Origin of the sequence: Microbacterium sp. KUDC0406 (assembly GCF_021582875.1) — a bacterium.
Lineage (GTDB): Bacteria > Actinomycetota > Actinomycetes > Actinomycetales > Microbacteriaceae > Microbacterium.
In genome coordinates this window covers 2010277-2027401 of record NZ_CP091138.1, presented here as the reverse complement: position 1 = coordinate 2027401, position 17125 = coordinate 2010277, and the positions used below count along the sequence as shown (strand labels likewise).

Genomic DNA, 17125 nt, shown 5'->3' with positions numbered 1-17125 from the left:
CATGACGGAAGACGAGCGACAGCGCATCCGGGATCTGCAGCGCCGCGCCTACGGGCCGGGCGGAGGGCTGAGCCCGGCCGAGGCGCAGGAGCTCGCCGAGCTGCAGGACGCCGCGCGGCCCCCGGTCCCTCGCTCAACGGCCGATCTTCCCTCCGGGGTCGTTGAGCGAGCGAGGAACGAGCGAGACGAAACGGTCTCAGATGTCGGGGAGGCTGACGGCGTTTCGTCTCGCTCCGCTCGCTCAACGACCGATGGGGGTGAGGGCGTTTCGTCTCGCTCCGCTCGCTCAACGACCAGAGGGCACCGCATCCTCCTGACGGTCGTGGCCGCGGCATCCGCTCTTCTCATCGGTCTCGGCGCGGGCTGGCTGCTGTTCGGCCGTGGCACCGGCCCCGCGATGGACGCGGAGCAGCAGGAGGCCTGGGCGCAGCTCGAGGCTTCCGGCGACTACGACGCCGGTTCGATCCGCATGCTGGGGGAGAAGTACGGGATCACGGCCTGGTACGCGACGCAGGGCGAGACGAAGCTGGAGTGCCTGCTTCTGACTCCCGACACCGACAACACGATCAGCTGCGCGCCGGCCCCGGATCCGAAGAACACGGACGACGACCAGGACGGCTGGGGACAGCTCTCCGCACAGACGCGGCTCCGCGACGAGCAGGGAAGCATCGTTCAGGCGATCGTGGCCAGGGACATCCAGGGCGACCTGACCGTGATCATGAACAAGTGGGGGATGACGTTCGGGGACGACGACTGGACCGCGAACTTCACCGGCACCGAGCTCGACATCGCGAAGACGATCGTCGCCGCCGGGTACGAGGGCAACTATCTGCGGATCGTCGGCTACGACGGGGAGACGCCGATCTGGTACGAGGACTCCGCGAACTGCCTGCTCGTGGCCGACACGACGCACCTGATCGCGAAGGGCTGCGACATCCAGGCGGACATCCCGGGGACGAGGCTCACGATGCCGGGTGTGACGTACGAACTGCGGAACACGCCGAACGGGCAGTTCCTGACCGTCATCCGTGGCGGCGAGCCGTCCGACCCGGCGATCGACGACACGACCGGCAAGAAGTCGCAGTGACGTTCACACCCGGTCGGCGAGGATCGCGACCCGTCCGGCCGTCGTGCGCGTGAGGATCAGCGTCGCCTCCTCCGACCCCTTCAGCGTGAGCTTCTTCCGGAACGCCGCCGGGTCGACGTCCATGCCGCGCTTCTTGATCTCGAGACGGCCGATCCCGTTCGCGCGCAGCGCGGCATTGATCGTCTTCGGATGCACCGCCATCGTCTCGCGCACCCGGAAGGACTGCACGAACGGGCTGGTGACCGCCGCGTCGCCGGTGAGGTAGGCGATCCTCTCGTCGAGCATGCCGGCATCCAGCATCCGGGCGGCGTCGCCGATGAGGCGGGCGCGGATGACCGCGCCGTCCGGCTCGTGCAGGAACGCGCCGAGCTCGCGCACCGGTGCGTCCTCGGCATCCGCCGCGCCGGTCAGCTCGTGCACGGCGTCGCCGCGCACGACGAGCGCCGCACGACGGATGCCTGCGCGCGCGAGCGCCCCGCTCCACAGCACCAGTTCGACGACGCTGCCGTCGGCGCTCACCCACTGCGCCTCGACGTCGTCGGGGATCAGATCGCGGTCAAGGCCCGGCCCGAGCTTGATCCCGGTGGGCACCCGTGCGGCCAGATCGAAGCACCAGTCCAGCGAGGGCGACCAGTCGGATGCCGCGACGCGCTGCGTCTCGGAGTGCCCCGCCGTGCGGCGGGCCGGATCCAGCCAGACGGCGTGATCCGTGGTCGCTGAGCGAGACGAAACGCCTTCAGCTTCCTCGGTCGTTGAGCGAGCGAAGCGAGACGAAACGCCTTCATACCCCTCGGTCGTTGAGCGAGCGGAGCGAGACGAAACGCCTTCATCCCCATCGGTCGTTGAGCGAGCGGAGCGAGACGAAACGCCTTCATACCCATCGGTCGTTGAGCGAGCGGAGCGAGACGAAACGCCGTCATCCCCATCGGTCGTTGAGCGAGCGGAGCGAGACGAAACGCCGTCATCCCCATCGGTCGTTGAGCGAGCGGAGCGAGACGAAACGCCTTCAGCTTCCTCGGCGCCTGGGACCGTTTCGTCTCGCTCCTTCGTCGCTCGCTCAACGACCGGGGAGGAGGCTCGCTCAACGACCGGGGAGGAGGCTCGCTCAACGACCGGGGAGGAGGCTCGCTCAACGACCGGGGAGGAGGCTCGCTCAACGACCGGGGAGGAGGATCGCTCAACGACCGGGGAGGAGGGGGCGTGCTCCTCGGCCGTGCCGTGCGACACCGACACGGCATCGCCGAACGGCGCGAGGTTGTAGGCGGCGATGGCGGCGGTCACGTCGTCGGCGTCCACCGCGTGCACGGCGAGGCCCGCACCGGCGAACGCGAGCGAGTCGCCCCCGATGCCGCATCCGAGGTCCGAGACGTGCGAGATGCCGGACTGCCGCATCCGCACCGCGTGCAGCGTCGCGACGTTCAGGCGCGTCGCCTGCTCGAGGCCGGCCCGGGTGAACAGCATCCGGCCGGCGAACTCGCCGAACTTCGCCCGTGCCTTCGTCCGCAGGTGCGCCTGACCGACCACGGCGGACACCAGGTCGGGGGAGTGCCCGGCGGCGCGCAGCCGGGAGACGGCCTTCGCGACCTCTGCGGCCGAGGTGATCGGCCCCAGCTCGTCGAGGAGCGACAGCCCGTCGAGGGTGAGCAGTGCGGTCAGCTCGGTCATCTCCACCACCCCAGCCTACGGATCCATTCTGTTTCGAATCGCGCAACGTGCTGCGTTCCACCGCCGGATGCCGCAAGTCGGGCGATTCGAAGGCGGGCAACTGGCACTCGCATTGCGTGAGTGCCAGCCGACCGCCTACACTGGCATTAGCACTCTCCCCTGAGAGTGCGAACCAGTCTTCTGATTGTTCAGCCGAGAAAGAGGTAGACCGTGTCGGTTTCCATCAAGCCGCTCGAGGACCGTATCGTCATCAAGCAGGTCGAGGCCGAGCAGACCACCGCGAGTGGCCTGGTCATCCCCGACACCGCCAAGGAGAAGCCCCAGGAGGGCGAGGTCGTGGCCGTCGGCCCCGGCCGCATCGACGACAACGGCAACCGCGTTCCGCTCGACGTCGCCGTCGGCGACCGTGTGCTCTACAGCAAGTACGGCGGCACCGAGGTCAAGTTCGGCGCGGACGAGTTCCTCGTCCTGTCGGCTCGCGACGTGCTCGCGGTCGTCGTCCGCTGACGACGCTTCGACAAGCTCAGCGAAGGGCCCGGATGCCTGGCATCCGGGCCCTTCGTCGTACCCGTAGTCTTGATCGGTGAACACGAAGACCTCGGGGGTGCTGTACACGGTCGGCGCGTACCTGATCTGGGGCGTGCTTCCGCTGTACTTCATCGCGCTCAAGCCCATCGGCCCCTGGGAGCTCGTCGCCTGGCGCGTGCTGCTGTCACTGGTGTTCTGCATCCTGCTGCTCACCGTCACTCGCGGCTGGCCCGCACTGATGGCCATCGCGCGGCAGCCGAAGTTGCTCGCGCTCACGGCTCTCGCCGGCGTGCTGATCTACATCAACTGGCAGGTCTTCGTGCTCGCCACGCTGAACGACCAGGTGGTCGAGACCAGCCTCGGGTACTTCATCAACCCGATCACCACGGTGCTGCTGGGGGTGCTCGTGCTGCACGAGCGCATCCGGCGCCTGCAGTGGGTGGCGATCGGGATCGCCGCGCTCGCCGTGATCGTGATCATCGTCGCGCACGGCACCTTCCCGTGGATCGCACTGTCGCTCACCGGGTCGTTCGGTGTCTACGGCCTGGTCAAGAAGAAGATCGGCCCGGCGGTGGATGCCACCAGCGGACTGACCCTGGAGTCGTTCTGGCTCATCCCGATCGCCGCCGTGATCCTGTTCTTCGTCGCGCAGGACGGCGGCATCACCTACGGCTCATCCGGTGCCCTGAACACAGTGCTCGTGTCCTTCGCCGGCGTCGCCACGGCCATCCCGCTGCTGCTGTTCGCAGCGGGCACCCGGCGGGTCGACCTGACCCTGGTCGGCATGATCCAGTTCATCACCCCGGTGATGCAGTTCCTGGTCGGCTGGCTGCTGCTCGGCGAGCCGATGCCGCCGGAGCGCTGGGCCGGGTTCGTGCTGGTGTGGCTCGCGATCGCGGTGTTCCTCGTGGACATCGCCGTGCAGTCGCGACGCGGACGGGCCGCGACCCCCACCGGACCCGTCGAGCTGGTCTGACGGATCGTTAACGCACTGAAACCGAATCTCGTCGTCGTGCGCAGTGCGACCGCCTAGGGTGGAGACACCCGAAGGTGGGTCGACCACGTTCATTTAGCAAGGGAGCACCATGAACGCACTGAAGCGCTCGCGAAAGACGCGGGTCTTCGCCGGCATCGCGCTGGCCAGCGCCACCGCGCTCGTCCTGGCCGGCTGCAGCACGCCGAGCAACAGCGGCGGCGATGACGACGGCGGCAAGAAGCCCGCCGCGGACGTCACTCTGAAGATGGGGTCGCTGCTTCCAGCCACGGGAACCCTGGCATTCCTCGGCGCGCCGATGGAGGCCGGTGTGCAGCTGGCCGTGCAGCAGGTCAACGACGCCAAGGCCGGCGTGACGATCGACCTCAGCACCGCCGACGAGGGCGACCTCGACAACAAGGCGTACGAGACCTCGATGGCCAAGCTGCAGAGCGAGGGCATCACCACGCTCGTCGGCGCCGCATCATCCAGCGTCACCAAGCTGATCGTCGACGGCAACACCAGCGCCGGCATCCTGGCCATCTCGCCGTCGAACACCGGTGTCGACTTCGCAGGCCTGAGCGACCTGTACTTCCGCACCGCGCCGAGCGACTACCTGCAGGGCGAAGTGCTGGCGAACACGATCGCCGAGGACGAGCACAAGTCGCTGGGCATCATCTACCAGAACGACCCGTACGGCCAGGGCCTGGCCGGCGCCATCAAGGAGGTCTTCGAGGGCACCGGCGGCAAGGTCGTCGCCGAGTCGTCGTACAACCAGGGCGACGGGCAGTTCAACGCCCAGGTGAGTGAGGTCGCGGCAGCTAAGCCCGACGCCGTCGCCATCGTCTCGTACGACCAGTTCTCTACGATCGCGCCGCTGCTGGGCAACGCCGGCGTCGACACCAGCGCGCTGTACCTGGTCGACGGCAACCTGAAGGACTGGCCCGACCTGTCGGTCGACCTGACCGGGTCGAAGGGCACCCGTGCCGGAGCCGAGCTGTCGGACGACTTCGTGAAGCAGCTCAACGACGTCTGGACCGGCCTGGGTCACGACAAGATCGACGCGCTGACCTACTCGGCCGAGGCGTACGACGCCGTCATCCTGATGGCGCTGGGTGCGCTGCAGGCGAACTCCGACAAGGGCGCCGACATCGCCGGCGAACTGATCGAGATCTCGGGCGGCTCGGGCGACGGTGAGAAGTGCACCAGCTTCGCCGACTGCGCCAAGCTCATCAACGACGGCAAGAAGATCGACTACGACGGCATGTCCGGCGAGGTCACGTTCGACGAGGACCACGACCCGCAGGGCGCCGCGATGGGCGTCTACGAGTTCGAGTCCGGCAACACCATCAAGCGAATCAAGTAACCCGCAGAGAAGAAGGGGCTCGGATGCCGGCGGCATCCGAGCCCCTTCTTCGTGCCGGAGCGGATGCTACGCGGCATCCTCCTGGCCCAGCGTGCCCAGGTACAGGCCGATGACCTTCGGATCGTTCAGCAGGTCGCGGCCGGTGCCCTCGTAGGCGTCGCGACCCTGATCGAGCACGTAGCCGCGGTCGCAGATCTGCAGGCATCGGCGCGCGTTCTGCTCGACCATGATGGTGGTCACGCCGGCCTTGTTGATGTCGGAGACGCGGATGAACGCGTCGTCCTGCCTGACGGGGAGAGACCCGCCGAGGGCTCGTCGAGCAGCAGCACCGACGGGTCCATCATCAGGGCGCGCGACATCGCCACCATCTGCCGCTCGCCGCCCGAGAGCGAACCGGCGCGCTGGTTCAGGCGCTTGCCGAGCTCGGCGAAGATGCCGGTGACGAACTCCAGGCGCTCGGTGTAGATCCTGGGGTTCTGGTACAGCCCCATCTGCAGGTTCTCCGCGATCGTCAGCGAGGGGAAGACGTTGTTCGTCTGGGGCACGAAGGCCACGCCGCGCCGGACGAGCTTGTCGGCCTTCAGACCGACGATGCTCTCGCCGTTGACGGTGATGTCGCCGGAGCGCACGTGCACCATGCCGAAGATGGACTTCAGCAGCGTCGACTTGCCGGCGCCGTTCGGGCCGATGATGCCGATCAGCTCGCCCTGCCGGGCGACGAGATTGGCACCGTTCAGGATGTTCACCCCGGGCAGATAGCCGGCGTGCACGTCGGTCAGCTGGACGATGACCTCGCGGTCGTCACTCTGGGTCCCTGAGCCTGTCGAAGGGCCTGAGCCTGTCGAAGGGCCTGAGTCCGTCGAAGGGCCCGTCGAAGCAGTATCCGTCATGACTTTTCCTCCTCAGCGGCGTCCTCGGCCTCGATCTCGGCCTCCGCCTCGGTCTCGATCTTCTCGCGCAGCTGCGCCGCGCGCTCTGCGGTCGCCTCGTCGACGACGGTGAGGCGACCGGTGACGACACCGAGATCGAGGTCCTGGTGGGCGCCGAGATAGGCGTCGACCACGGCCGGATCCTCCATGACGTCCTCGGGCGGCCCCTCGGCCACCACGCGCCCCTCGGCCATCACGACCACCCAGTCGGCGATGTGCCGCACCATGTGCATGTCGTGCTCGACGAACAGCACGGTCATGCCGCGGTCCTTCAGGTCGAGGATGTGGTCCAGCAGCGACTGCGTCAGCGCCGGGTTCACCCCCGCCATCGGCTCGTCCAGCATCACCAGCGTCGGGTCGCTCATCAGCGCACGCGCCATCTCGAGCAGCTTGCGCTGGCCGCCCGACAGCGAGGCCGCGAAGTCCTTCTCCTTCGCGTCGAGCTTGAACCGGGCGAGCAGCTCGCGCGCACGCTCCTCGATCTCGCTCTCCTGCTTGCGCCACGAACCGGGGAACAGGCTCTGCCAGAACCGCTCGCCCTTCTGGCCGGGGGCGCCGAGCTTCATGTTCTCGAGCACGGTCAGCAGCGACAGCGACTTGGTCAGCTGGAAGGTGCGCACCTGGCCCATCCGAGCGACCTTGAACGACGGCACGCCGGCGAGGTTGCGGCCGTCGAACGACCAGGTGCCGGTGTTCGGCTTGTCGAAGCCGCAGAGCAGGTTGAACAGCGTGGTCTTGCCGGCGCCGTTCGGGCCGATCAGAGCCGTGATCGCCCCGCGGGGATCTCGAGGTGGTCCACGTCGACGGCCACGAGGCCGCCGAAGCGCCGCTGCACGGCATCCGCCACCAGGATCGGATCGACCTTCGCCACGCCGGGGGCCGCGGGGCCCTTGGCGAGTCCGGTGGTCTTCGGACGGCGGATGCTGCCGGTCGTGGGCCCTTCGACGGGCTCAGGGACCCGGTTCTCGTCACTTGACAAAGGTCATCTCCCTCTTGTCTCCGAGGATGCCCTGAGGGCGGAAGATCACGATCAGCATCAGCACGATGCCGACCAGGATGTAGCGCACGACATCGGCCTGGGTGCTGCTCATCGGCAGGTAGCCCGCCGAGGCCATCTGCGGAAGCAGGTTGCCGAGGAACGCGAACACCATCCAGAAGAGCACCGCGCCCAGGGTCGGGCCGAAGACGGTCGCCGCGCCGCCGAGGAGCAGGATCGTCCACAGGAAGAAGGTGAGCGAGGTCGAGTAGCTGCCCGGCACGACGGCGCTGGGGAGCACGAACACGATCCCGCCGAGCGCGCCGATCACACCGCCGACGACCAGCGCCTGCATCTTGTACGCGAAGACGTTCTTGCCCAGCGAGCGGACGGCGTCCTCATCCTCGCGGATGCCCTTGAGCACGCGGCCCCACGGGCTGCGCATCAGGGCCCAGACCAGCAGGATGGCGAGCGCCAGCATGACGATGCCGAACACGCGGTTCCACAGTCCGACCTCGTTGAACGTCCAGGGACCGAAGCCGTACTGTCCCGGGGGAACGGATTGATGTCGCGGAAGCCGCTGCTGTAGCCGCTGAGACCGCCGGCGGAGTTCGTCCAGTCCTTGAACAGCTCGGTGAGGAACATCAGGCGCACGATCTCGGCCGCCGCGATGGTCGCGATGGCGAGGTAGTCGGCGCGCAGCCGCAGGGTCGGGATACCGAGGATCAGCGCGAAGACCGCGCCCGCGAGCAGGCCGATGATCATGCCCAGCCACCAGGGCGCCCCGAAGGTGAGGATCGAGATCGCGTAGCCGTACGCGCCGACGGCCATGAAGGCCGCCATGCCGAAGTTCAGCAGGCCGGCGTAGCCGAAGTGCACCGCCAGGCCCGTCGCAGCCAGCGCGTAGGCGATCGTGACGGGGCTGAGCAGGTAGGCGAGGGTGTTGCCGAAGATGGTGCCGAAGTCCATGTCAGCCCAACCTTTCCTTGCGGCCGAAGAGGCCCTGCGGGCGCACCAGCAGGACGATGATGAGTGCGGCGAGCGCGCTGGCGTACTTGAGGTCGGACGGGATCCACAGCGTGGAGATCTCGACGGCGATGCCGACGACGATCGATCCGATCAGCGCGCCGAGCGCCGAGCCCAGGCCGCCGAGCGTGATGGCGGCGAACATCAGCAGCAGCATCTGCATGCCCATGTCCCACTTCACGCCGGGGCGGAAGTACGCCCAGAGGATGCCGGAGATCGCGGCCAGCACGCCGGCGAGGATCCAGGTGATGCGGATCACCTTGTCGACGTCGATTCCGGATGCCGGCGGCGAGCTGCGGATTGTCGGAGATGGCCCTGGTGGCCTTGCCGATCCGGGTGCGGGTGAGGAACACCGCCATGCCCAGGATGACCACCAGGCTGACCGCCATGCCGACCAGGTCGATGTAGGACAGCGAGATCGGCCCGAACGTCATCGGCGCCGGGCTCGCACCGGGCAGCTGGTACGTCTTCCCGCCGATGACGTACTGCAGTGCGTATCGCAGGGCCAGGGAGAGCCCGATGCTCACGATCATGAGCTGCACCACGCCGAGGCCCCGTCTGCGCAGAGGACGCCAGAGCCCGGCATCCAGCGCCCAGCCCAGCAGACCGCCGGCGACGATCGCGACGACGATGCCGAGCCACAGCGGAAGCTGCCAGAACGACGTGACGATCACGACGACGACGCCGCCCCAGGTGACCATCTCGCCGTGCGCGAAGTTCGACAGGCGCGTCGTGCCGTAGATCAGGGCGGCGCCCATCGAGGCAAGGCCGAGCAGCAGTCCGAAGTTGATGCCGCCGATCGTGCGGTTCAGCAGCTGGTCGAAGAAGGAGGTCGTCTGCCGCTCTCCGGCGCCGAGGAACAGGTTCACGATCTTCGTGCCGGTCAGGCCGAACTCCGCCTCGAACTCGCCGGTCTTGCCCTGCACCGCCGAGATGCCGGCCGGCAGCTGGGCGGGATCGATGATCACGCCGTCGGGCAGCGTGTCCTCATCGACGATGAGCGTGTACGAGCCCTTCTTCGGCACGTAGAGGCGCCACCTGCCGTCGTCGTCCGTCTTCGTCTCGGCGCTGAAGCCGTCGCCGTCGACGCCGATGACGACCCCGCCGACGGGCTCGTCCTTGTTCGTGATCACCCCGCCGAAGTAGAAGTCGGTCTTCTCCTGGTCGTCGCCGGGGGCGGCGTGCGCAGGAGGAGTGATCAGGATCGTGAGCATGAGTGCTGCCAGGATCGCCAGCAGCGCCATCAGCCCGCGCCGGGGTCGGCTGAGAGCCGGGGTTCTGAGTCCCACAGGGCCTCCACATCGAGAGCGTCCGAGCAGGCAGCAACGCCGCTCGGGTGACGGACGTCGCACTGAGCGTAACCCGCGGAGAGGCATCATCGCACCTTGCGTGATGAACTCGGAACCAACCTGGAATACTGCTCAGCCGCGCGCGCTTAGAATCTCTATAGGCGGGCGTGTCCCGCCTGGCCGCCGTCGTCCCCGCGCATCCCCCATCGACCGCGCCACCGGCGCAGAGGAGCCATTCATGGAGCAGCACGACCCGTTCGGTTTCGTCGGACTCACCTACGACGATGTTCTGCTGCTGCCGGGGCATACCGATGTCATCCCCAGCGAGGCCGACACCTCGTCACGGGTCACCCGGCGCATCTCAGTGGCCACACCGCTTCTCTCCAGCGCGATGGACACCGTCACCGAGGCGCGCATGGCCATCGCCATCGCCCGTGAGGGCGGCATCGGCATCCTGCACCGCAATCTGTCGATCGCCGATCAGGCCGCTGACGTCGACCGCGTCAAGCGCAGCGAGTCCGGCATGATCACCGACCCGATCACCACGACGGCGGACGCGACGGTCGAAGAGGTCGACGGCCTGTGTGCGAAGTACCGCATCTCGGGCCTGCCCGTCGTCGACGCCGACGACCGGCTGATCGGCATCATCACCAACCGCGACATGCGCTTCGTCTCGGGCTTCGAGCGCCAGACCACCCTGGTGCGCGATGTCATGACCAGCGAGAACCTCGTCACCGCGCCGGTGGGCGTGGCGGCCGGCGAGGTGATCGCCCTGTTCGCGAAGCACCGCGTCGAGAAGCTGCCGCTGATCGACGAGAACGGCAGGCTCGCAGGCCTGATCACCATCAAGGACTTCGACAAGAGCGAGAAGTACCCGCTGGCCACGAAGGACGAGCAGGGTCGCCTGCGCGTCGGCGCCGCGATCGGCTTCTTCGGAGACGCGTGGGAGCGCGCGGAGGCGCTGCGCGACGCGGGCGTGGACGTGCTCGTGGTCGACACCGCGAACGGGCAGTCCCAGGGCGTGATCGATCTGGTCAGGCGGCTGAAGGCCGACGAGTCGTTCGCCCACATCGACGTCATCGGCGGAAACGTCGCGACCCGCGAGGGCGCCCAGGCGCTCGTCGACGCGGGCGTCGACGCCGTCAAGGTGGGCGTGGGCCCCGGATCGATCTGCACCACCCGCGTGGTCGCCGGCGTCGGCGTGCCGCAGGTCACCGCCGTGTACGAGGCATCGCTCGCGGCGCGTCCAGCCGGCGTGCCGGTGATCGCCGACGGCGGCCTGCAGTACTCCGGTGACATCGCCAAGGCGCTGGTCGCCGGAGCGGATGCCGTGATGCTGGGCTCGCTGCTGGCCGGCACCGACGAGTCGCCGGGCGAGATCGTCTTCCAGGCGGGCAAGCAGTTCAAGCAGTACCGCGGCATGGGCTCGCTCGGCGCGATGCAGACCCGCGGCAAGCAGACCTCGTACTCGAAGGACCGCTACTTCCAGGCCGACGTCCCCAGCGACGACAAGCTGATCCCCGAGGGCATCGAGGGCCAGGTGCCCTACCGCGGGCCGGTGTCGGCCGTGGCCTACCAGCTGATCGGCGGCCTGCGCCAGTCGATGTTCTACGTCGGGGCACGCACCGTCGAAGAGCTCAAGACGCGCGGAAAGTTCGTGCGGATCACCGCGGCGGGCCTCAAGGAGTCGCACCCGCACGACGTGCAGATCGTCGTCGAGGCCCCCAACTACAAGAAGTGAGTCGGCAGCGGGTCACGGCCGCGGAGCGGACTTGACGCGGGCCGGCTCAGGTTGAGCGAGCGCAGCGAGTCGAAACCTCGGCGGCGACGAAGGGCGGATGCTGCGCAGCATCCGCCCTTCGTCGTGTTCGGTGCCGCGTTCGGCGTCCGCGGGGACATCTGCACGACGCGGGAACACCTGCACGGCCGGACGCGGGATGCGGTCGTGCATGCGCTCCGTGGTCGTGCAGATGTTCCGGCATCCGGTCACCCGACGCCGTGGCAGCCGCGGCAGGGGCCGCCGGCGACTTCCGCGTGACCTCCTGACCGCTGCATGAGGCCCGCGATCTGAACACAGGTCTCATGCAGAAGTGGGGACCTCGGCGGAAAGTCGGTGGGGAACTCGACGTCCTCTCGCCGTCAGGCGACGGTCGCGAGCTCGGCGGGCACCGGCGGCATCCGTCGCTCGACCGGGTGGCATCAGCAGCGCGAGCAATGTGCCGAGCGCGAGCACAGCGACGCCGGTGAGGATGGCGGGGCGAGCAGCGTCGACGTAGAGGTCGGGGGCGAGCTGACCGCTGGCGCCGACGAAGACCGCCGTCATGACGGCGGTGCCGAGCGCGACGCCCAGTTCGCGGATGGTCGCGTTCACGCCGGATGCCTTCGCGTGATCGATCAGGCCGAGCGTGGCGAGCAGGGCGGTCGTCGACGGGGCGAAGACGAGCCCCATGCCGATGCCGGCGAGCACGAACGGGACGATCATCGCGGCGTACGGCGTGTCCTGGGCGATGATGATCGCCAGCCAGGCCAGTGCGAGGCCCTGCAGCGCGAGACCCGTCACGATCAGCGCCCGCGTGCCGACGCGCGGGGTGATGATGCCGGCCAGCGGCGCGACGAACATCGGCGCGATCGTCCACGGCGTCGTCTGCACGGCGGCTTCGAGCGGGGTCGCTCCCTGTACGACCTGCAGATACTGGATCAGGATGAACACCGCACCGAAGGTGCCGAAGCTGAACGCGAAGCCGACGACGTTGGTCATCGAGAAGGAGCGGTCGCGGAACAGCCGCAGCGGGACGAGCGGATGCTGCGCTCTGGCCTGCCAGATCAGGAAGACGATCAGCAGCACGGTGCCCAGCGCGATCTCGACGATCACATCGAGGGAGTCCCAGCCGTCGTCGTTGCCGCGGACGATCGCGTGCACGAGTGCCAGCACGCCGCCGGCGGCGAGCAGGGCGCCTGGCACGTCGATGCGCACTCGTGCGCCGAAGTCGTTGTTCAGCACCAGCAGGGCGAACGGCACGGCGAGGATGGCGATCGGCACGTTGATCCAGAAGATCGCCTGCCAGTTCCAGCCCTCCATGATCGCGCCGCCGACGAGCGGGCCGACGGCGACGCCGAGGCCGGAGACGCCGCCCCAGATCCCGATGGCGAGGGCACGACGGGTCGCGGGGACCGCACCGGTGAGGAGGGCGAGCGAGAGCGGCATGATCGCCGCACCGCCGAGTCCCTGCACGGCGCGTGCGATGATCAGCTGACCCGGATCGGTGCTGAGCGCGGCGAACAGTGAGCCGGCGCCGAACAGCAGGATGCCGAGGGCGAAGACCGTGCGCCGGCCGAAGCGGTCGCCGAGCGCGGAGGCGATCAGGATCGCGCCGGCGAAGGCGAGCGCGTAGGCGTTCATGAACCACTGCAGCTCCTCGACGCTGGCACCCATCTCGCGGTGCAGTACGGGCAGGGCATTGGTCATGACGAGGTTGTCGAGGGTGGCCATGAACATCGGCAGAGCGGATGCCGCGATGATCAGGGCGACGGGGCGGCTGCGCCGCGCGGACGTGGGCGGGGATGCGGTCTCGGTCATGGGTTCTCCGTTGGTTGTAATCGAATGATTACTTGCTCGAAGGAACTGTAGTAATCGAATGATTACAAAGTCAAGTGATCGCTGATAACCTGGCGAAATGAGTTCCGATGTGCTCTCCGGCGGGCGGCTGTCCTCTGAGGAGCGGCGCCGCCAGATCCTCGAGGCCGCCATGGCGGTGTTCGGTGCGCGTGGGTACGAAGGAGCGACCACCGACGGGGTCGCCCAGGCTGCCGGTGTGAGCCAGCCCTATGTCGTGCGGCTGTTCGGCTCGAAGGAGAACCTGTTCCTGGCGACCTTCGATGATGCCAAGGGGCGACTGCTCGCGGCGTTCCGGGCGGCACTCATCCGGGCGACGGCCGAGGGGGAGGCCGGTCCGAAGCTGGTGGGCGAGGCCTATGTCGACCTCATCTCGGTGCGTGGCCTGCACCAGACGCTGTCCCACGGATACCTGCTCGGCGGCCATCCCGTGATCGGCCCGGCCGCACGGCGCGGGTTCGCCGAGGTGTGGCGCTTCGTGCGCGACGAGATGGGCTTCAGTGCCGACGACGCGCGCACGTTCATGGCGGAGGGCATGCTGATCTCCACCATGATCGGCATGCGCATCGTCGACGACTACGGCTCGGACCCGCAGATCACCGAGCTGTTCCGCTCGTGCTTCCCCGGCGAGCTCCCGCACGTGCTCGAGGTGCTGCCGCGCGGCGACGAGCGCTGGTAGCGGCATCGGTCGGGGCCTGGTGGGCGTCGGATGCCCGGCGTAGCGTGAACGGCATGTGCCGCAGCATCCACACACTCCACAACTTCGAGCCCGCCGCGACCTCGGAAGAGGTGCACGCCGCATCCCTGCAGTACGTGCGCAAGATCGCGGGCACGACCAAGCCGTCCAGGGCCAACCAGGAGGCCTTCGACCGTGCCGTCGCCGAGATCGCGCACATCACGCAGCATCTGCTCGACGATCTCGTCGCCACGGTGCCGCCGAAGAACCGCGAGGAGGAGGCCGAGAAGAAGCGCGCCAGGGCGATCGCCTCAGGGCGGTACGCGGCCTGAGCGGTACGCGGCCCGACCGGTCCGCTCGCTGAGTGTGAGCGCATGAGGTCAGCGTCGACACTGGATCGCGGACAGATCGCGCGGTACGCGATCGGTTCACTCGGCACGGGCGGTTTCGCCACCCTGCCCGGACTCGTCCTGGTCTACTACCTGACGGACTCGCTGGGGGTGACCGCTCTCGCCGCGGGTGCCATCGTCACGGCGGCGAAGGTGTGGGACGTGCTGATCGACCCGGTGATCGGCGGTCTCAGCGACCGCTCCTACGCGCGCACCGGAACGCGGCGCTGGTTCATGGTGGTCGGCGGCATCGGGCTGCCGCTCGCGTTCGTGCTCACGTTCGCGGTGCCGGCATCCTTCTCGCCGCTGTCGGCCGGGCTCTGGGTGCTCGTGGCCTTCGTGCTCGCGGCGACCTGCTTCAGCCTGTTCCAGGTGCCGTACATCGCCCTGCCCGCGGAGCTCACGGACGACTATCGCGAACGCACCCGCCTGCTGACGTGGCGCGTCGTGGTGCTGACCCTCGCGATCCTGCTGTTCGGGGCGGGCGGGCCCGAGCTGCGCGGCATGTTCCCCGACGACCCGCTGCGCGGCTACCTGGTGATGGCGATCATCGCCGGCGCAGTGCTCGGCGTCGGCATGCTGATCTCCGCGACGGTCGCACCGCGGCGGCCCGCGCTGCCGGTGGTGCCGGGGGCGACGATCGGCACGCACTACCACGACGGCATCCGGGTGCTGCGGCAGAGTCAGCCGTTCCGCGCACTGCTGCTGACGTTCATGCTGCAGGGGCTGGCGACCGGGCTCATGCTCGCCGCGGCGCAGTTCGTGGCGCGCTGGGTGCTGCACGACGAGGGGGCGGTGACGCCGCTGTTCGTCGCACTCATCGCGCCGGCGCTGCTGATGGCGCCGGTGTGGAAGCTCATCGCCGACCGCACCGGCAAGGAACGCGCGTTCCGTCTGGCCAGCCTGGTCTTCCTGCTCGCGGCACTCGTGCTCCTGGTGATGGTCTGGCTGCCAGGATGGTGGATCCTCGCGCCCGTTGCGCTCGCCGGTGCCACGTACGCCGGCATGCAGACCCTTCCGATGGCGATGCTTCCCGACGTGATCGCGCACGACCGGTCGACGTCGGAGGGCGGCAACCGATCGGGCGTGTTCAGCGGTGTGTGGACCGCGGGCGAGACCACGGGCATGGCCCTCGGCGCGACCGTGCTGTCCATCGTGCTCGCGCTCACCGGGTACGTCGAGTCGACCGCCGGCGTCGCCGTCGAGCAGCCGGCCGCGGCGGTGGCCGGCATCGCCGTGGCGTTCAGCGCCCTTCCCGCGGTGCTCATGGTGCTGAGCCTGGTCACGCTGTCGCGCTACCGTCTGCGCGAGCACGACATCGTCGGGACATCCGCATGACCCCGGGCGTCACCGGGCGCTTCGCGCGGGGTTGTGCGCTTCACGCGGATGAAACATGCGGTTGCGTCCGCAGGAGGCGCACGAGCCCGCGGCTGATGCTCGGGGCGGTGGCCCGGTGACCGGCATCCTCGACCGGCTGCGGCAGCTGCGCGCCGGCGATGCGCCCACGCATGGCGGGCACGTGCTCGCGTACGTCTACGACTCCGGGATGCCTGAGCTCGACGAGCTCGCGGATGCCGCCGGCGTCTCTCGCACGACCCGTCAACGGACTCGACCCGACGGTGTTCCCCTCGGTCGCCGCGATGGAGCGCGACGTGCTCGGCTTCGTGCGGCACGCCGTGCACGGTGGACGGGACGTGGTCGGATCGGTGACCAGCGGCGGCACCGAGAGCTGCCTGCTCGCCGTGAAGACCGCGCGCGACCTGTGGCGGGCCGAGGGCGGTGCCGGCCGGCCGAGGCTGCTCGCGCCGGCGACCGCGCACGCCGCGTTCCAGAAGGCCGCGCGGATGTTCGACCTGGACTACGACGCGGTGCCGTGCCGGCCGGACGGCGCCGTCGACCCGGACGACCTGATCGCCCGGATGGACGACGACGTCGCGCTCGTCGTCGTCTCCGCCCCCGCCTATCCCAGCGGCGCCCTCGACCCGATCCGGCCGGTGGCCGCGGCGGCGAAGGCGCGCGGCATCCGCTGCCATGTCGACGCATGCTTCGGCGGGCTGGTGCTGCCGTGGTGGCCGGATGCCCCGGCGTGGGACTTCCGGGTCCCGGGCGTGACCAGCGTCTCAGTGGACCTGCACAAGTTCGGGTACGCGCCGAAGGGCGTCTCGGTGCTGCTGCACGGCGGGCATGGCGGGAGGGGCCGCCGCCAGCACCGCGCGCAGTTCTTCGCGACCACGCGCTGGCCGGGGTATCCGGTCGTGAACCCGACCCTGCTCGGCTCGAAGTCGGCGTCTCCGCTGGCCGCCGCCTGGGCCATCGTGCAGCGGCTCGGGGATGCCGGGTTCGCCGAGCTCACCGCATCGATCGCGCGGGTCGCCCGCGGCATCCGGTCGGAGGTGGCGGGCATCAGCGGGCTGGCAGTCATGGGTGATCCGGTGGGACCGGCGATCGCTCTGATCTCGGACGTCTCGCTGCCCGCGGCGGAGCGTGTCGACCCGCACCGGCTCGCAGACGAGATGGTGCGGCACGGTGGCGGATCCAGCATCAGCCGGGCTTCCTGCAGGCCGATGGATCGCGTCTGCCCCGCAGTGCGCACCTCACGCTGACGCCT

General features: G+C 68.9%; 12 protein-coding genes and 6 pseudogenes. 9 read left to right on the top strand and 9 right to left on the bottom strand.

All coding sequences use genetic code 11. The annotated features are described in order from the left end of the window. The first annotated feature begins 1 nt into the window (after nucleotide 1). On the top strand, nucleotides 2–1087 hold the full coding sequence (locus L2X99_RS10140) for a hypothetical protein (RefSeq protein ID WP_236135051.1): 1086 nt from the start codon (nucleotides 2–4) through the stop codon (nucleotides 1085–1087). A gap of 3 nt (nucleotides 1088–1090) precedes the next feature. On the opposite strand, the pseudogene L2X99_RS10135 reads toward L2X99_RS10140, so the two are convergent. Both L2X99_RS10135 and L2X99_RS10130 read right to left on the bottom strand, forming a co-directional pair. After that, a pseudogene (locus tag L2X99_RS10135) lies at nucleotides 1091–1789 on the bottom strand (THUMP-like domain-containing protein); the annotation flags it as partial. A 501-nt stretch (nucleotides 1790–2290) separates the two neighbouring features. Continuing rightward, nucleotides 2291–2758: pseudogene (locus L2X99_RS10130) on the bottom strand (SAM-dependent methyltransferase); the annotation flags it as partial. Between the two features lie 204 nt (nucleotides 2759–2962). Between L2X99_RS10130 and groES the strand changes: the two are divergent. The 3 genes from groES to L2X99_RS10115 all read left to right on the top strand — a co-directional run bounded on the left by groES (nucleotide 2963) and on the right by L2X99_RS10115 (nucleotide 5619). Continuing rightward, on the top strand, nucleotides 2963–3259 hold the full coding sequence (gene groES / locus L2X99_RS10125; RefSeq protein ID WP_017203655.1) for a co-chaperone GroES: 297 nt from the start codon (nucleotides 2963–2965) through the stop codon (nucleotides 3257–3259). Nucleotides 3260–3335: 76 nt separating this feature from the next. Beyond that, nucleotides 3336–4256 (top strand): EamA family transporter RarD, encoded by a 921-nt coding sequence (rarD, locus tag L2X99_RS10120; RefSeq protein ID WP_236123730.1) that lies wholly within the window; start codon nucleotides 3336–3338, stop codon nucleotides 4254–4256. A 109-nt stretch (nucleotides 4257–4365) separates the two neighbouring features. After that, a complete protein-coding gene (locus L2X99_RS10115; protein ID WP_236123731.1) occupies nucleotides 4366–5619 on the top strand; it encodes an ABC transporter substrate-binding protein in 1254 nt (417 codons plus the stop codon). Between the two features lie 66 nt (nucleotides 5620–5685). Here the strand turns inward: L2X99_RS10115 and L2X99_RS10110 are convergent. The 5 genes and pseudogenes from L2X99_RS10110 to L2X99_RS17890 all read right to left on the bottom strand — a co-directional run. Next, nucleotides 5686–6509: pseudogene (locus tag L2X99_RS10110) on the bottom strand (ABC transporter ATP-binding protein). Further along, nucleotides 6506–7470 (bottom strand): annotated as a pseudogene (locus L2X99_RS10105) (ABC transporter ATP-binding protein). The pseudogenes L2X99_RS10110 and L2X99_RS10105 overlap by 4 nt, the downstream one beginning before the upstream one ends. 46 nt (nucleotides 7471–7516) lie before the next feature. Beyond that, a pseudogene (locus L2X99_RS10100) lies at nucleotides 7517–8493 on the bottom strand (branched-chain amino acid ABC transporter permease). Nucleotide 8494: 1 nt separating this feature from the next. Continuing rightward, on the bottom strand, nucleotides 8495–8779 hold the full coding sequence (locus tag L2X99_RS17895) for an ABC transporter permease subunit (protein WP_268928574.1): 285 nt from the start codon (nucleotides 8777–8779) through the stop codon (nucleotides 8495–8497). A 115-nt stretch (nucleotides 8780–8894) separates the two neighbouring features. Next, a pseudogene (locus L2X99_RS17890) lies at nucleotides 8895–9308 on the bottom strand (branched-chain amino acid ABC transporter permease); the annotation flags it as partial. 769 nt (nucleotides 9309–10077) lie between these two features. Here L2X99_RS17890 and guaB point away from each other — a divergent pair. Beyond that, a complete protein-coding gene (gene guaB, locus L2X99_RS10090; protein WP_236123733.1) occupies nucleotides 10078–11580 on the top strand; it encodes an IMP dehydrogenase in 1503 nt (500 codons plus the stop codon). Nucleotides 11581–11592: 12 nt separating this feature from the next. Here the strand turns inward: guaB and L2X99_RS10085 are convergent, their stop codons facing one another. Together L2X99_RS10085 and L2X99_RS10080 are read right to left on the bottom strand one after the other, a co-directional pair. Next, nucleotides 11593–11790, bottom strand: a complete 198-nt coding sequence (locus L2X99_RS10085; protein WP_236123734.1) for a hypothetical protein — start codon at nucleotides 11788–11790, stop codon at nucleotides 11593–11595. A gap of 129 nt (nucleotides 11791–11919) precedes the next feature. Beyond that, entirely contained in the window at nucleotides 11920–13416 is a 1497-nt protein-coding gene (locus L2X99_RS10080) for a DHA2 family efflux MFS transporter permease subunit (protein ID WP_236135050.1), read from the bottom strand. Nucleotides 13417–13513: 97 nt separating this feature from the next. Between L2X99_RS10080 and L2X99_RS10075 the strand changes: the two genes are divergently transcribed. The 4 genes from L2X99_RS10075 (at nucleotide 13514) to L2X99_RS10060 (ending at nucleotide 17120) form a co-directional block, all read left to right on the top strand. Further along, nucleotides 13514–14131 (top strand): TetR/AcrR family transcriptional regulator, encoded by a 618-nt coding sequence (locus L2X99_RS10075; protein WP_236123736.1) that lies wholly within the window; start codon nucleotides 13514–13516, stop codon nucleotides 14129–14131. Between the two features lie 53 nt (nucleotides 14132–14184). Further along, nucleotides 14185–14460, top strand: a complete 276-nt coding sequence (locus tag L2X99_RS10070; RefSeq protein WP_236123737.1) for a DUF2277 domain-containing protein — start codon at nucleotides 14185–14187, stop codon at nucleotides 14458–14460. A 42-nt stretch (nucleotides 14461–14502) separates the two neighbouring features. Beyond that, nucleotides 14503–15855: an MFS transporter gene (locus L2X99_RS10065; protein WP_236123738.1), complete on the top strand. Its 1353-nt coding sequence runs from the start codon at nucleotides 14503–14505 to the stop codon at nucleotides 15853–15855. Nucleotides 15856–16088: 233 nt separating this feature from the next. Then, on the top strand, nucleotides 16089–17120 hold the full coding sequence (locus L2X99_RS10060) for a pyridoxal phosphate-dependent decarboxylase family protein (protein WP_236135049.1): 1032 nt from the start codon (nucleotides 16089–16091) through the stop codon (nucleotides 17118–17120). Nucleotides 17121–17125: the final 5 nt, after the last annotated feature.

Excerpts from the sequence above, each read along its gene's own strand:
- L2X99_RS10140 (WP_236135051.1), top strand. The coding sequence starts at position 2 with ATGACGGAAGACGAGCGACAGCGCATCCGGGATCTGCAGCGCCGCGCC.
- L2X99_RS10115 (WP_236123731.1), top strand. The coding sequence starts at position 4,366 with ATGAACGCACTGAAGCGCTCGCGAAAGACGCGGGTCTTCGCCGGCATC.
- guaB (WP_236123733.1), top strand. The coding sequence starts at position 10,078 with ATGGAGCAGCACGACCCGTTCGGTTTCGTCGGACTCACCTACGACGAT.
- L2X99_RS10085 (WP_236123734.1), bottom strand. The coding sequence starts at position 11,790 with ATGCACGACCGCATCCCGCGTCCGGCCGTGCAGGTGTTCCCGCGTCGT.
- L2X99_RS10080 (WP_236135050.1), bottom strand. The coding sequence starts at position 13,416 with ATGACCGAGACCGCATCCCCGCCCACGTCCGCGCGGCGCAGCCGCCCC.
- L2X99_RS10075 (WP_236123736.1), top strand. The coding sequence starts at position 13,514 with ATGAGTTCCGATGTGCTCTCCGGCGGGCGGCTGTCCTCTGAGGAGCGG.
- L2X99_RS10070 (WP_236123737.1), top strand. The coding sequence starts at position 14,185 with ATGTGCCGCAGCATCCACACACTCCACAACTTCGAGCCCGCCGCGACC.
- L2X99_RS10065 (WP_236123738.1), top strand. The coding sequence starts at position 14,503 with ATGAGGTCAGCGTCGACACTGGATCGCGGACAGATCGCGCGGTACGCG.
- L2X99_RS10060 (WP_236135049.1), top strand. The coding sequence starts at position 16,089 with ATGCCGCCGGCGTCTCTCGCACGACCCGTCAACGGACTCGACCCGACG.